Raw genomic sequence first — 15,795 nt, 5'->3', positions numbered from 1 at the left:
AGCGTAAAACCTCCCTTTGTGTCGGCAACCGCTCCTACGTTGCCTACCTTCTGCACCGTCCAGTCGTGGATTCCGGCAGTCCTTGCCGGAATGACGGACTTGTGTATAAGAGCATGCCCTGAGTGCTACCAGAGATCGCAGCAGGGCTAATCAGGATTTTATTGCGCCATGCCCAGTTGTCGGGCAATATTAGTGCGGTTAACAATAGCGTTTAGACTCAGTATTAATGTTTGTGCGACAGGCTGTGTCTGTCCCGGGCTTTCCGTGGCTGATTCGCTATTTATATTTTTAAATCAACTCAAAGGAATTCATGAAAAACAGCCGTGAAATCATTGCTCTCAGCCCGATCCGCTTCGGTACCAGCGGTGCGCGGGGCCTGGTGACCGATTTGAACGCCGAGGTGTGTTTCGCTTATACACTGGCCTTTTTGCACAGTATCGCGCCGCCGCCCGGTTCGCGTGTTGCCGTGGGTATGGATTTGCGTCCCAGCAGCCCTGCAATTGCCGGTGTATGCGTGGCGGCGATCCGTTACGCGGGTTTTGCGGAAGATTTTTGCGGCATCATCCCGACGCCGGCCTTGGCTTTTTATGCGCAGGAGCAAAATATCCCGGCGTTGATGATTACCGGCAGCCATATTCCATTCGATCGCAACGGCATCAAGTTTTATCGTCCCGACGGAGAAATCACCAAGCAGGATGAGGCGGCCATTGGCGATGCGAATGTGACGATGCCGGAGGTCTTGCCCATGGCCGCGCTTCCTGACGCCAACCGGGCGGCTTATCAAGGCTATATCGAGCGTTATCTGCAATTCTTTGCGCCGCAGCAACTGGCTGGCATGCGTTTGGGCTTGTATGAGCATTCGAGCGTGGCGCGCGATCTGCTGCGCGAACTTCTGGAGGCCCTGGGGGCCGAAGTGCTGTCAATCGAGCGCACCGATCAGTTTGTGCCGATCGATACCGAGGCGGTCAGCGCGGAGGATACGGCGAAAGCCAGGCAATGGGCCGAGGGCTTTGGCTTCGATGCGATCTTGTCCACCGACGGCGATGCCGACCGTCCGTTGCTCGGCGATCAAAACGGCCAGTGGCTGCGCGGCGATATTGTCGGCATCTTGTGTGCGCAATATGTCGGGGCCGGCGCCATTGCAACGCCGGTCAGCAGCAATACCGCTGTCGAAAAGTGTGGGCGATTTACCGTCAAACGCACCCGGATCGGTTCACCTTATGTGATCGAAGGCATGCAGGAGCTGATAGGGCAGGGCTATGATTCGGTGGTCGGTTTTGAGGCGAATGGCGGCTTTCTGGTGGCGACCGCATTAGAAAAAGAGGGGTGCAGGCTGCAACCGTTGCCGACGCGCGATGCGGTGTTGCCGATGCTGGCCTTGCTGGCGATGGCTCGGGAGCGCCGCGTCAAATTGTCCGAATTGCCGGGAAGCCTGCCGGGGCGTTTTACCGCCAGCGACCGTTTGCCCGCTTTCGCGGCCGAGAAAAGTCGGCATCTTTTGCACACGCTGGCGACCTCGGATGCCGCCGTCCGGGACTTACTCGGCGATTTGTGCGGTCAAGCGGCCGAAACCGATCAAACCGATGGCTTGCGTATTTCCTTTGAAAATGAGGAGATCGTGCATCTTCGCGCATCGGGCAATGCGCCGGAACTGCGTTGCTATGCGGAAGCCGGGACGCAAGCGCGCGCCGAAGAGATTGTCCGAGCTTGTCTGGCGCGCGTAAGGGATCGCGCAGATACCGAATAATCCGTTTTCCCACAGGCGGGCTCCAGTTTCGTTCCCACGGCCTCCGTCACTGCCATTAAGTTAAGGATGGCCGGTCCCTTCTCCCTCCGGGAGAAGGCTAGGATGAGGGGATCAAAATAAAGTATTTTTCCTTATTTTATTCCCCTCACCCCGACCCTCTCCCGAAGGGAGAGGGAGATAACCGCCTTAACTTAAGGCAGTGAGGGCCTCCGTGGGAATGCCGTTCACGCGCAGCGTCCCGGCCCGTGTTTCGCTGCCAGTGATGCTCCGGCGTCACGCACCGCTGGAGCGCTCATCGTTATACATCAATATCGTCATACCCGTTCGCAAGCGGGTCGACTGCATGGATGCAGAAGTTAGAGCAAGGCATGGAGCAGTTGCCGAATCCAGGCCATGGAAGCCAGGCAGAAGGGAGCCTAAGATACTAGCGTTTTAATCTGACGACCATATTGATCCGCAAAGCGAACAATATCATCCTCGCCCAAATAACTGCCCGATTGCACCTCGATCATCTCGAGCGGAATCACGCCTGGATTTTCCAGGCGATGAACAACGCCCAACGGGATAAAGGTCGATTGATTTTCCGAAATAAGCACCTGTTCCTCGCCTCGGCAGACCAACGCGGTTCCCTTGACGACGACCCAATGCTCCGCGCGATGATGATGCATTTGGACCGATAAACTGGCACCGGGTTTTACCACGATGCGTTTGGTCTTATGCCGTTCTCCTACGTCGATTTCATCGAAAAAGCCCCACGGCCGATAGACTTTGCGATGCGTATCGACTTCCGGACGTTGTTGTTGTTTCAATTTATCAACCAATAGCTTGACATCTTGCACTCTATCCTTGGGGGCTACCATGACCGCATCATCCGTTTCGACAATCACCAGATCGTGCACTCCCAAGGTTGCGACCAGCTTATTGCTGGAATGAATAAATGAATTGTGGGTATCGACGGTCAACACATCACCGCGTATCGCATTGCCCTCGGCGTCTTTATCGGTCACATCCCACAATGCCGACCAGGAACCGACATCGTTCCAGCCGGCATTCAGCGGAATCACCATGGCCAGATCGGTTTTTTCCATCACCGCATAGTCAATCGAGTCAGACGGACAGGTTTTGAAAATATCTCGCGAGATGCGTACAAAATCGACATCGCGTTGCGCGGCATTAAAAGCTTCCTGGCAAACCGCAAGCATTTGAGGATTAAATTTTGCCAATTCCTGTAAAAAAACGCCGGCTTTAAAGGCAAACATGCCGCTATTCCAGAAATACTCGCCGCTATCCAAATAGATTTGCGCCGTTGCCAAATCGGGTTTCTCCACAAAAGCCGACACCGGATAGGCCGAATTTTCCGCGGCATTGCCGCGCCTGATATAGCCATAGCCGGTTTCCGGATGCGTTGGCACAATGCCGAAAGTCACCAAATGGCCTTGCTGCGCTAATTGTTCCGCCTTTTTGACGGATTCCTGAAACACCGAAGCCTGCAAAATGACGTGGTCCGAAGGCAGCACCAACATCACCTCGTCCGGAGGCACGGCCAATGCCGCCAACGCAACGGCCGGCGCCGTATTGCGCCCCACCGGCTCTAAAATGATCGCACGGGGTTTAACATCGATTTCCCGCAACTGTTCGGCCACCATGAAACGATGGTCTTCATTACATACGGCAATCGGTGCGCTCAGTGCCTGAACTCCGACCAGACGCTGCCATGTTTCCTGCAACATCGTTTTTTCTGAAACCAAGGGTAAAAACTGTTTAGGCTGCTGGCTGCGAGACAGGGGCCAAAGGCGAGTGCCGGAGCCGCCGGATAAAATAATAGGGATCATGGGAAACAACACGAAATTTCGAGTTAATGTAATGAATGCAGTAAGGTGCAGTCGGTGAATGTCGCTATAGTTGCCGCAGGAAGGAATCGCCAATTTGGTGTTCCATTTCGCTAATCCTTTAGCTTTTTGTTGGAAGCTGAATAGAAATATTGAATTTTCTACGTGATGACTCTAAGGATAATATTTTATTCTTAACTAATTATTAAATGTCTGCTGGGAGAGTTAAATTTACAGATTTTCCTTGGCAGTGACGATGTTGTGAATGCCTTTAGAATTCCGTTAGCAACAATTTCCAATGATGGTTCCCACGCTCTGAGTCACTGCCATGATTGGCTTAACTTAATGGCAGTGATGCTCTGAGTGGGAACTCGCTCAAGGACGCTTGGCGTCCCGAACCGCGGGAGCGAGTTCAAGTCGTATTCCCACGCAGAGCGTGGGAATTGTGTGATACGCTAATTAAAATCAAAAACTTAGCCAACCTGAACCGAACGACGTCGCGAACACCAAGCTAACGATAGTCATCAGCTTGATCAGGATGTTCAGCGACGGGCCGCTGGTGTCCTTGAACGGGTCGCCGACCGTGTCGCCGACGACCGCCGCTTTGTGCGCGTCCGAGCCCTTGCCGCCGTATTGTCCGGTTTCGATCCATTTTTTCGCGTTGTCCCAGGCGCCGCCCGCATTCGCCATCATCACCGCGAGCAGGAAGCCGGAACTCATCGTGCCGATCAGGAAACCGGCCAGGGCTTCCTTGCCGAGCACATGGCCGATCACGATCGGCACGACGACCGCCAGGGCCCCCGGCAGGATCATTTCACGCAAGGCGCTTTCGGTGCTAATGCTGACGCAGGATTTGTAATCGGGCTGCGCGGTGCCTTCCATCAAGCCAGGGATTTCATGGAACTGGCGGCGCACTTCCATCACAATCGCATGCGCGGCCTTGCCGACCGCCATCATCGTCAGGGCCGAAAACAGATACGGCATCATCGCGCCGATCAGGATGCCGGGCAGCATGGTCGGGCCGAGAATGTTCAAGGTCTCGATTTTCGCGGCGCTGACATAGGCGGCCAGCAGCGCCAGCGCGGTCAATACCGCCGAGCCGATCGCAAAGCCTTTGCCGGTCGCGGCGGTCGTGTTGCCGAGGCTGTCGAGCGCATCGGTGCGGTGGCGGACTTCGCCCGGCAAATGGGCCATTTCGGCGATGCCGCCGGCGTTGTCCGCGACCGGGCCGTAAGCGTCGGTCGCCAGCGTGACGCCCAAGGTGCTCAGCATGCCGACGCCGGACAGCGCGACCGCATACAGGCCCGCCGCCATCGTGCCGTCGGCCTTGAAGCCGAGCCAGATGCTGAGCAGGATCGCGGCCGCGGTGATCAACACCGGCAGCAGGGTGCTCAGCATGCCGACCGCCATGCCCTGGATGATCGTGGTCGCGGGGCCGGTCTGGGTCGCATGCGCGATCGCGAGGGTCGGCTTTTCGGTGTAGGAGGTGAAATATTCGGTCGCGTAGGCGATGCCGTTGCCGGCGATCAGACCGACCAGGATCACCAGCCAGTAATTGAGGCTGACGCCGGAAATCAACACGGTCAACAGGCTGAGCGCCAGAACCGCGGCCGAGGCGCCCCAGACCGAACGGCGCAGCGCCGTCAGCAAATCCTCCAGCGTCGCCCGTTCGTCAATCTTCGCAACGAAGCGGCGGAGGTGATGGCTGTAGCGAATCCATAAGGAGTAGCCGGGGTAAATCTTCGTGGTGGCTTCGGTCGGGTCTTTCTCTTCGCCGGTCACCATGTAAATCCCGAACAGGCTGGACAACACGCCGACCGCCGCAACCAAGAACGGCAGGCCGATGAAGGCGGCCGCCTTGTCCGCGCCGAGCGTCGCGCCCAGGGTGGCGGCCGCGATGATCGAGCCGCTGTAGCTTTCGAACAAGTCCGCGCCCATGCCGGCGACATCGCCGACATTGTCGCCGACGTTATCGGCAATCACCGCCGGGTTGCGCGGGTCATCCTCGGGAATGCCTTTTTCGACCTTGCCGACCAGATCGGCGCCGACATCGGCGGCCTTGGTGTAGATGCCGCCGCCGACGCGCGCGAACAGGGCGATGCTGCTGGCGCCGAAGCCGAAGCCGGTCACGTAGGTCAGCTGGTTCGGATCGCCGTTGAATATCAAATAAAGCACCGTCATCCCGATCAGGCTGAAGCTGACCACCGACATGCCCATGACCGCGCCGCTGCCGAAGGCGACCCGGAGGCCTTCATGCAGTCCCCGGCTGGCCGCGGCGGCGGTTCTGACGTTCGCGCGCACGGCCACATACATGCCGAGATAACCCGCGCCCGCGGAGGCGATGGCGCCGACGACGAAGCACAGCGCGGTCTGCCATTGCAGAAAAGTTGAAATGACCGACGCCACGATCGCGACGAAAACGGCCAGAACCCGGTATTCCCGGGTAAGAAAAGCCGAAGCCCCTTCTTGAATGGCTTCCGCGATCGCTTGCATGGCGGCATTGCCGCGGTCGTAGCCAAGAATGATTTTAAATTGCCAAAGGACGTAAGCAACGCCCAGAAGCCCCATCAGTAACGCGATAATGATCGATAGCGATGCGGTTAACACCGTTCCTCCTATTTTTTAGTTATTGTTATTTAAATAGCCCGGTAACGGCCGGCGCGTTCTTTCTGGAATGAAAGGCATAAACCTGGTTTTGATCCTGCCCTGCAGCGGCCTTGCGAACCGATCGTCTCGTCCTGATGGGCGAATCGAGGGGTTGACAATTACACAAGCCGGGGAGTAGGTTACTGAAAAGTTTAAACAACCACAATAAAAAATTGACCGCTGCGATTTTCTTGCAGATGCTGCGCGCTGGCGCTTTTTACGGAGGGCCGCCGAGCAATGCGGCGAAGGGGCCCTAAACGGTAGTGATGATTGGCGGTATTATTGCGGCTTTATCGCGGAAACCATCACGAGCGTGATGCTGGCATAAAAGCAGCCGGCGTCGGCGGCGTGTTGAATCTCGCGGCGCCAAGCCAGCAGTTGCTCGGCGGTAATCCATTGCTCTGCGAGGGCTTGATCTTCGATCGCTTGCTGCATCGTCAAAAAATAAAACAGGTCCCGATCGGTGATGCAGAGCGGATAGGCTTCAATTTCAATATCGGCAAGCTGGAGCTGTCTGAATTGGCGGTACAAGCGGCGTCCGGAATAGCCGTTTTTGAGGACGCGCGTCAGCCGGTATTCGGACAATGCGCGCTCGATTGCCGGGTAAGGCGTATCGATCGACAGGCTGCTCCAATCGGTATCGATCACCACGATTTTGCCGCCGGCTCGGGTGACCCGAATCATTTCCGCCAGCGTGCGGTCGGGATCAGGAAGATGCATGAACAGGCGTTCGCTGCGGCAGCCGTCAAAACTATTGTCTTGAAACGGGAGTTGTAGCGCATCGCCCTGAATGAAACAGATCTGATCCTGTTCGAGGCTTGACAAGGCCTGCCTGAGCATGCCGATTTCCAGGTCGAAACCGATAACCCGGCCGGCAGCTCCAATCCTGTCTGCCAGGGCGGCTACATCTGCCCCCGGGCCGCAGCCGACGTCAAGCAGATGGCTTGCCTTGCCGATGGCAAGCCGTTCGTAACTGAGTTTTTTGAGCGGCGCCAAAACAGCCGCTGCCTTGGCGAGGTAGAGAGGGCTGACTTGGCCGTCGAAGGCCTTGGATTGGCTCATGAATTCTGTGGATTAATTAGCGTAATGCTTTACACTATCTTAATATAATATTAATAAGTGTGCTCGATCGAGGTGAACGCAATGCCTTGCGATTTAAGTCTTATCTCGCATTATCAGAAATATTTTCGCATGCTCAGGGCGACCAGTCCTGAATTAAAGAAAACTGCTTTCCATATCCGCTACCGTGTTTATTTTGAAGAACAAAACATGATTGCCGCCGATACGCTCGGCGAGCCCCTGGAAACCGACTTATGGGATCCCTGTTCGATACACACGTTACTGTATCATAAGCCGAGCGGTCAACCCATTGGGAATGTAAGACTGATTCCGCTGCATGTCAGCCCGACGAGGACGCTGCCGGTCGAAGAGCATTACCCCAAGCCATTCGACTTTAGTGCGGCGCCGGTTAAAGACATCAGAATCGGTAAAACGGCCGAGGTGTCCAGAATGTTGATTCTTTCTTCTTTCCGGCGCCGCAAGGGCGATCTGGACTATACGGTTGAAAACGATTTGTCTGACGGCGGCATGGGCTATAAACGTTTTCCGATCAATTATTTGCCGGTCTGCATGATTTTTGCGACCGCCATTTTGATGCTTGAAGAAAGGCTCGATTATGGAGTAGGATTAATAGAGCTCCGTTTGGCCCGCTTGCTGGCGCGATTTGGCGTCGGCTTGAACCAGATTGGCGAGCCGGTGGATTATTTTGGCCGAAGGGCGCCTTATTTGATATTTCCCGAGCCGATCTATAAAAATCTGAGTCCGGATTACCAAGACCTTTACGATACGATTCGATCCGACTTGCTTGGCGAGTCATCCTCTTAAACCGCAATGATTCCCGGTTTCTCTATGCGTAAAGAGCCACAACGTTTTTTAAGTCTGGTATGGCAGTCAATTTTGTCTGTTAGCTTTGCCACCTTTTTAGGCTCGGGGGCCATCATGCTGATCGGGCAGTATAGCCTGAATAAAAACTACCAGCAGGAAAGAGCCCGCCTGCACGACGCCTATTCCCATGCCTTTCATGGCGTTTTGGAGCAAGTCAAGAGCGACCGCATTGACATCGGTTGGCTGATTCCAGGCCTTTTGGAATCTTCGATGTCACCCGATAAAGCACTCAAGTCGATCAAAAAAATCATCGACACCAATTGGCCGCAAATAGAACTGCAATCGCAGATCATTTCGGTCTTTCTGTTTGACAAAGACACGCAACTGATCGGGCACTGGGGCGAAGCCAGGGCTCAAAAACAGTTTGACGACTGGTTAGGCCTGGTTGCCAAACACGAAATCACCTATGACTATATTGTGTGCGAGGATCGTTGCGTTCATTTCCGCGCCACGCCGTTTCTGCATAACGGCGATTTTTTGGGTATCTTCATCTTTGGCGTTGACTTGGCCGATACGGTTTTAAAATTGAAAAACGTGATCGGTCTGGATACGGCCATTTTGACCCGGCATTCGCGGATCGAAAATCCCGGTATTCTGCGGCTAGAGCCTTGGTCGATGAATGCGATGGCGTTGACCGAGCATCAAAAAAACTCGGCATTACTGAAAGAGCTCAGCAAGCGGCATCCTCAAGCGTTGCCGAAAGGATCGGTGATTCTCGAAGCCGGCGGCAAGACTTACGATCTGATTTCTCTGCCGTTTGACGACAGCAACGACGCTCGCATGCTGATCATCGAAGACGTCAGCGCCTCACTGAGCAGCGTCGAGCAGGCAAGCTCCCTGTACGCGCTGAGCGGTTTATTGAGTCTGTTGTTGTCCGGCGGCGTCTTGCTGTTTTTGTTGATCGGGCCGACGCGCCGGCTCCGCAGCCTGGTCAATGTGTTTCCTTTGATCGCGAAAAAACAATATCACGCCGTTGCGCGGCGGATAAGGCCGCCAAAACACGCCTGGGTCAAGGACGAGATCGATGTGCTGGAGGACGCGGCGCACGCGCTGATCGGCACCTTGCAGGAACTCGATGACCAGGTCAATCAGCGCACGCAAGCCCTGTCGAAGCAGGCCAAGGAGCTGCTGATCGAGAAAAACTTTATCGACAACATGCTGAATACCGCGCAGGTGATCATTCTGACCACCGACAAGATGGGCATGATCCGCACGGTCAATAAGTTTACCGAGCAATTAACTGGCTATTCGGCGGCGGAACTGCTCGGCAAACCCTTCTCCGAACTGTTTTTTAGCGCCGAGACTTCCGATCTGCTGCTCGTGTCGAACGGCATTTTTGATCGCACGCAGAGCCAAAATTTGCAGTTCGAGTGTCCGATGGTGGCGAGGGACGGCTCCGAACTTTATCTTTCCTGGTATTTATCGCCGCTGTTCATCGCGGAGATCGAAGCGGAATCCGCGCATGAAATCCTGGTGGTGGGGCTTGATCTGACCGAACGCAAAAAATCGGAAAACCGCCTGACCTGGCTGGCCGAACACGACCCTTTGACGAGTCTTTACAATCGCCGTAAATTCGAAAAGGAGCTTGAGCACGCAATCAGTCTGGCGCTTCGCCAAGGCCATACGTCCGCGATCGTGTTTTTCGATATCGACCAATTTAAATACATCAACGACAGCTGCGGTCATCAGGTCGGTGATGAACTGTTGATCAAGGTCGCCGAGAAACTGCGGCATATCACGCGTAAAGCGGATGTGATCGCGCGTTTTGGCGGCGACGAATTCATCGTTTTGGCTTCCGATATCGAGCAAAAACAGGCCGAGGAGCTGGCGCAGAAATTATGCAGCGAAATGGCGACGGTGGTGATCGATAGCGGCGGCGAGCAGCACCGCGCCTCGGTCAGCGCGGGCCTGTTGATGTTTCCCGAAGCCGATTGCGGCGCGCAGGATCTGCTCGCGTCGGCGGACATTGCGATGTATCGGGCCAAGGAGGAGGGGCGAGGCGGCTGGCGGCTGGCCAGCCATGATGACATCGGCCGCAAGGCCATCAAGAGCCGGGTGACCTGGAAAGCCAAGATCGAAAAGGCGCTTGAGGAAAACCGCTTTGTGCTGTATTACCAACCGATCATGCGGATTGCGGACCGGACGATCACGCATTACGAATGTTTGCTCAGAATGGTCGGAGAGGATGGAGAGATAAGCCCCCCGGCAAGGTTTATCGAGGTCGCCGAACAAACCGGGCTGATTTATCAAATCGATCTGCGCGTGATCGATTTGGCGTTCAGCAAACAGGCCGAACTTTTGAGGCAAGGCCTTGACATCAAGCTGTCGATCAACCTGTCGGCCGAAATGCTGTCCAATCCGGACGCCTTCGCCGTGATCAGCCGGTTTTTGCAGCAATACCGCCTCGAGCCGAAGCATTTCATCTTCGAGGTCACCGAAACACAGGCGGTGACCCGGCTACAGGCGGCCCACGATTTGATCGTGCAAATCGAAAGCATCGGCGGCAGTTTCGCGCTGGACGATTTCGGCGTCGGATTTTCGTCGATGAGTTATCTGAAACAGCTGCCGGTCAATTATTTGAAGATTGACGGATCCTTCGTTAAAAACATCTTGCATAGCCGCGAAGATAGGCTTTTCGTGCACGCAATCAACGGCGTCGGCCACGGCATGGGCATCAAGACGATCGCCGAATTTGTCGAAAACCAGGAGATTCTGGAGGTGCTGGCCGGCATCGGCATTGATTATGCGCAAGGCTACGGTATCGGCAAGGCCATGCCGCATCCCGAGTTTCATCAGAAGAATATCGTGGGTTGAGTCCTTTGGCTCCAGGCGGGACGGGATTTGCAATCCCGTCTCCACCGTTTTATGGCTACCGATATCCTAAGGCCTGCGGAAACCCTGCGGACGGGGCAGCATGCCCCGTCCGGCAAAGGTAAACTGATGATTCCGTTCGTGGTGAGCTTGTCGAACCATGAACGGAATCAACTCAAGCGGGACGGGATTTGCAATCCCGTCCCCACCGTTTTGGGGCTGCCGATACCCTAAGGCTTGCGGAAACCCTGCGGACGAGGCTCCGCTCAGCCAACGGCAAAAATCTCAACTCGGGCAAACAAATTTCCGTAAATCGCCTAAACGTGCATCCTGAGCGCTCAGAAATTATACGAAAGCATGAACGCGTACATATCCCAGTTTCGGGACTCGCCTTGCGGATTTTCCAGTCGCGCTAACCAGCCTGTGCCGTTGACGTGATGGTATTCGGCGCTTAGCATCAACGAGGGCAGAATTTCATAGCGCAAGCCGAATGTCCAGTCCCGGGCATAGCGCGAAAATTGAGGGCCCAGTTGAGCCGGCCAGCGATAGCCGTATTGATCGTCAAGATCCCAGACCAATTCATCGTAGCGCACGAGGCCTTCGAGCTTGTCGGTAAAATGGTAAGCGCCCTGGATGTAATAACTCTGACCGGTAAAGCTGACATCATTGACATTGAGATAATCCAGCCGGGTGTGGCGCAGCGCATATTCCGCGGTCAACGACCACTTTTCCGCATTGTATTGCGCCGATAAAATCAACGGATTGAAATGAAACGAACCCTGATTCCAGGCTTGCGAAGATGAATGAAAGTCGCTCAGAAAATCGGCGTAGGTGACGCCTAAGCGGACACGGTCTCCCGGCGATTCATATTCAACGCGGGCGACCCAGGAGGTATCGCCTTGCACGCTGCCCGAGCTGCCATTCAAAATCACGCTCTTAAAGTCCGGATCATCGGTGCGCGGAATCACCAGGCCGAAGTTGAAGGAAAAGTCGCCAATGTCGGTGCGATGCTCGCCATACAGATAGCCTCCGTCGGCCGATAAAGCCAGATTCCGATTGGCATCGAAATAAATCGACTGCGGCAAAAAAATGCTCGGCCGGGTCGACGCGACATCGCGGGTATCATTGTAAAAGCCCAGCGGCGTCGGCACTCTGCCGGCCCGGATCGCCAGCAGCGAGGATTCGGTGGACAGCAAATTGTAGCTGGCCAGTCCGTAATCGATGCGTAAGCCGCCTTCATCGGTTTGCCCCGCATCGCGCCAGACCACCTGCATCGCCAGCTGTAAATCGGGCTGCACGCTCCAGGAGCCGTTGAGCCCCAACTCCCTGAAGTCGGTCGAAAGCGAATCGTCGGAATGGCCGAAAAAATTATTATCGCTGGTATGAATGAAGCCTTGTGACAGAAAACCGTGCACCTGCATCGAGTCGGGCAGCCATTTGTCGAGCCGCAAGTCTTGCGCCGGGCTGGAAGCGCTGAACGCGAAAGCGGAGACACAACATCCGATCAAGAAGTCACGCTTGGTGTGTGTTGGCAAATGTCGCATGCAGGCTGATTCTCTATTCGATGTCCAATATTTTGACGTCTGCCGTCAAATCCTTGCCGCTTAAATAGCCGATTGCGCCCGGTGTTTCACGGATGCGTTTGATCATGTCTTCTTTCGTCTCGATCGCCAACGGCGCCTGGCCTGTGCCGCTGAAAACCTGTCTGTTCCAGCCTTTGCGGATTTGATGAGGAAATACGTGCAACTTCTGTTTGCAAAACGTTTTATGCAAAGGATCTTCATCCTGCAAGACATAAACCGTAATCGGAGATTCGTCGTTCCAGTGCCGTAAACGCATATTAAATATAGCATTCAAACCGGTTTGGCTGATATTTCTCTGCGGATTGGCTGAGTTGACTACGACATAAATGCCGTTAGGATTGATTTTATTTGGCAAAGAGTCAGGAAGCGCCCTGTCTGCCCAAAAACACAGCAAGATAGCCAGAGCTGCATGGTTTCTTGTAATTTTTAAAATGGGAACCTGATTTTTCAATTCGATTTCCTTAACCCTTTACAAGAATTGGGTGGGGTTATAAGTCTAGCGAAAAAGGAGTGTATTTTTCAATTTGAATAATTTTAACGGATCGAAAAAAATTTACGCTAACGGCAATTGACGGGAAGATCCAACAGAAATGCTATGCTGTAAGCATTTGGGCCGAAGCGGATTAGGACGTAAAGTGCGGCAATGCTTGCGGAGTTACGTCCTGTGTTCTGCACAAAATGCCGGCCGACGGACTCGATCACGCTTGATAATTATTTGCAGTGTGAATGGATCTGCGCTGTCAAGCATGAACTGATCGAGGACTATGATAATGCCAGAACGGGGAAGATTTTGCAACCGGTTTCACGCGTTAAGGATGGGATGCCTATCTCGTTCGGCGCCGAGTTTCAGGCCGGCTCAACAAAAACTCACCTGATAACGCGCAAAATGCGCGTTTAATTCAAGAAACTTCTCGACCTTCAGCGAAGCCGCGATAATCCCTCGGGAAATCGCCAATACCGTCGTATTGCCATGCCGGCAATCGGGCGGCAAAAATAGCTCGGAGGGTTCATTCTCGGGGCGCATGACAATGAAGCCCGGCTTGTTTCCAATTTCGACCGGATAAACCTCGCCTTCGACTCTTTCCAATAAAAGATTTCTAAACTGGGTATGGCTGTCAATCCGGATGTGCCGGATCACCGCAAAGCAAGGCGGCTGGCCCTCTTGCACGATAATCGTCGGTTCATCCTGAGAACATTTCTGATTGGCGATTTTGGCGACACAAAATGCGCGTTCATGGGTGGCAAAAAGCGTCAATTGGCTGGTCACAACACTATTCACGCCATTCAGGCCGGCCAGGATTTTCGAAGACAGCGACGCTATCGTGTTTTTAATTTCCAGCGGCACCAGTTCCAAATGGGATGCTTTCTTCTGGCTTTGGTTGGTGCCGCTAAGTTCCATGACCCGGTAGCGGCTGATCAGAATATTCAAGAATTTTGCGGATTGGGCGCTGCCGACGATCAGATCGCTTTTCTTGGCATGTAAAGGATCGACCGAACGCCGGATTTCGTAATAGGCGGTCAATCGGTTTAAAAGGCCCGGATAAGCCGCGAATTTTGCCTGCTGGTCCGGATGGTTTTCAAAAAAATCGATCAAGCCGCTGATGTCGAGCGACAACAGGCGTTGCTGAGTCTTTTCCGGGACGGTGCATTCGGGAGGGAGGAGAGCGTCAGGCCGCCAGCGGCTTAGGGAGAAATCGGTGGATGCGGGATCGAGCTGGACGTAAGCGGTCAATTCGGCGGTAGCGGTAAAAATATCGGCAATGTCGGAGGCCTCATATTGATAAGGATGGCAGCTGTGAAAGAGCAGCGCATGTTTGGCGGCCGCGTCAATCGTGGGTTGAGCGATCAACCCTGAAACACGGTCGTCGACCGCGAGCGTCAACCAGTGTCGGGTTTCCGCCAATAGATACAATTCGGCGAATTTTTTCCAGACGCTTAAGTCTTGAGCCTCATGGAACAGGGTGCTGCGTTTGTTCACCAAGCTCAAAATTTGCAGGGCTCGGTAGACGCAAACGATCTTTTGCGGATCGGGCAAACCGCTATCCTTAGTCAGTTTTGCAAAAGCAAACCCCAGTTTTTTGGGCAGTTGCATCGCCGCCGTCATCCATTTCCCGGCCTTATCCGGCGCATAATCCATCTTTTCGGCATGATGCTCCAGCAGCTTCGACAGCAGCAAAACGCTTTCGGTAAGCCTATCCAATATCACGAAAAGGGTATTTTTCTCGATCGGCGTGCTCACCAATAGGTTGAGTACGCTATTGAGTGAATTGACGCGTTCCGTAAGAAACAGTCGGTCGAGCGCAAGCAGCCAGTCGCTGACAGACTCGGAGGTAAGTTCGAAAGGCAAAGCGTGGGATTCTTGCATAAAATAAAGCGGAGTTATGGAGTTAACTTGTTCAGTAATGCAGCCTATAGCCTCCAGGTCGCAGAAGGACATCTAAGCCGGTCATAATGAAGGCAAGCATAGCACAGCCAAAAATCGGCGATTGACAAAAAACGTCACAAATCGACGCCAATTTTTGTCACTGTCCCGGCTTGCGACCTCTCTGTTCATTTGGGCAGCTGCGAGAAAATGCATTCGTAAAAAAAGCGATAATTTTCAAGCTATTGTTTATAAAGATAATATTGTTTTTCTGGTGGGTTGGAAACAGATTCTAAAGGCTTTGGCATGCAATCTGCTTATACCTGATTGTCCTTTGACAACAACCCCACCCAAAGAGGAATTCACAATGAAAAACATCACAATGCAAAAACAACAAGGTTTTACCTTGATCGAATTGATGATCGTGGTCGCGATCATTGGTATTTTGGCGGCAGTAGCGATACCTGCTTATCAAGATTATGTCACTCGAGCTAAAGTTTCTGAAATTATCCTCGCTGCAGATTCTTGCAAAAGCAGCGTTGCTGAATATTACCAATCCCAGGGCACTTTGCCAGCAGACATAAATACTGCTGGTTGTGCAAATAATGCTACACAATATGTCACTTCATTAGGTGTAGCTGCCGGTGTAATTACCGTTGCCTCTGCTATACCTGCTCCTGCCAACGGTAACTTTGTCTTAACACCAACCGAGGGTTCGGATGCCTCCAAACCGCTTGCTTGGAGCTGCACCGCGTCGACTATCTCGAAAAAGTTTTTGCCAGCAAACTGCCGTGGTACCTAATTAAGCCACATCTCGCCGGACGGGGCAGGCTGCCCCGCCCACAAGGGTTCACGGATGATGACTGCGTTCCC

10 protein-coding genes are annotated in these 15,795 nt (G+C 53.8%); 4 read left to right on the top strand and 6 right to left on the bottom strand.

Translation table 11 applies throughout. From position 1 onward, the window contains the following. Positions 1–310 precede the first annotated feature (310 nt). Entirely contained in the window at positions 311–1,747 is a 1,437-nt protein-coding gene (locus METLA_RS0109845; RefSeq protein ID WP_024298393.1) for a phosphomannomutase, read from the top strand. Between the two features lie 416 nt (positions 1,748–2,163). Here the strand turns inward: METLA_RS0109845 and METLA_RS0109840 are convergent, their stop codons facing one another. The 3 genes from METLA_RS0109840 to METLA_RS21435 form a co-directional block, all read right to left on the bottom strand. Beyond that, positions 2,164–3,579, bottom strand: coding sequence for a mannose-1-phosphate guanylyltransferase/mannose-6-phosphate isomerase (locus METLA_RS0109840; RefSeq protein ID WP_024298392.1), 1,416 nt, complete (start codon positions 3,577–3,579; stop codon positions 2,164–2,166). Positions 3,580–4,041: 462 nt separating this feature from the next. Beyond that, on the bottom strand, positions 4,042–6,144 hold the full coding sequence (locus METLA_RS0109835; RefSeq protein ID WP_029646570.1) for a sodium-translocating pyrophosphatase: 2,103 nt from the start codon (positions 6,142–6,144) through the stop codon (positions 4,042–4,044). A gap of 357 nt (positions 6,145–6,501) precedes the next feature. Then, the gene (locus tag METLA_RS21435; RefSeq protein WP_024298390.1) at positions 6,502–7,284 is read right to left on the bottom strand and encodes a methyltransferase domain-containing protein; all 783 of its coding nucleotides are present in this window, start codon (positions 7,282–7,284) and stop codon (positions 6,502–6,504) included. Between the two features lie 81 nt (positions 7,285–7,365). Between METLA_RS21435 and METLA_RS0109825 the strand changes: the two genes are divergently transcribed. Continuing rightward, positions 7,366–8,106, top strand: a complete 741-nt coding sequence (locus METLA_RS0109825; RefSeq protein ID WP_024298389.1) for a PEP-CTERM/exosortase system-associated acyltransferase — start codon at positions 7,366–7,368, stop codon at positions 8,104–8,106. Positions 8,107–8,220: 114 nt separating this feature from the next. Further along, positions 8,221–10,980 carry a bifunctional diguanylate cyclase/phosphodiesterase gene (locus tag METLA_RS0109820; protein ID WP_245598774.1) on the top strand — a complete coding sequence of 920 codons (2,760 nt, stop codon included), beginning with the start codon at positions 8,221–8,223 and terminating at the stop codon, positions 10,978–10,980. Positions 10,981–11,315: 335 nt separating this feature from the next. Here the strand turns inward: METLA_RS0109820 and METLA_RS0109815 are convergent, their stop codons facing one another. From METLA_RS0109815 to METLA_RS0109805, 3 genes are all read right to left on the bottom strand, one after another. Beyond that, entirely contained in the window at positions 11,316–12,485 is a 1,170-nt protein-coding gene (locus METLA_RS0109815; protein WP_245598773.1) for a hypothetical protein, read from the bottom strand. Positions 12,486–12,534: 49 nt separating this feature from the next. Beyond that, the gene (locus tag METLA_RS0109810; protein ID WP_245598772.1) at positions 12,535–13,011 is read right to left on the bottom strand and encodes a substrate-binding domain-containing protein; all 477 of its coding nucleotides are present in this window, start codon (positions 13,009–13,011) and stop codon (positions 12,535–12,537) included. 405 nt (positions 13,012–13,416) lie between these two features. Further along, entirely contained in the window at positions 13,417–14,925 is a 1,509-nt protein-coding gene (locus METLA_RS0109805; RefSeq protein WP_024298385.1) for a hypothetical protein, read from the bottom strand. 121 nt (positions 14,926–15,046) lie between these two features. On the opposite strand from METLA_RS0109805, the gene METLA_RS23850 reads away from it, so the two are divergent. After that, positions 15,047–15,724 carry a pilin gene (locus tag METLA_RS23850; protein ID WP_342665868.1) on the top strand — a complete coding sequence of 226 codons (678 nt, stop codon included), beginning with the start codon at positions 15,047–15,049 and terminating at the stop codon, positions 15,722–15,724. Positions 15,725–15,795 lie beyond the last annotated feature (71 nt).

Source organism: Methylomicrobium lacus LW14 (genome assembly GCF_000527095.1).
Taxonomy (GTDB): domain Bacteria; phylum Pseudomonadota; class Gammaproteobacteria; order Methylococcales; family Methylomonadaceae; genus Methylomicrobium; species Methylomicrobium lacus.
The sequence above is the reverse complement of the archived record's forward strand: the minus strand, read 5'-3'. Positions and strand labels throughout refer to the sequence as shown.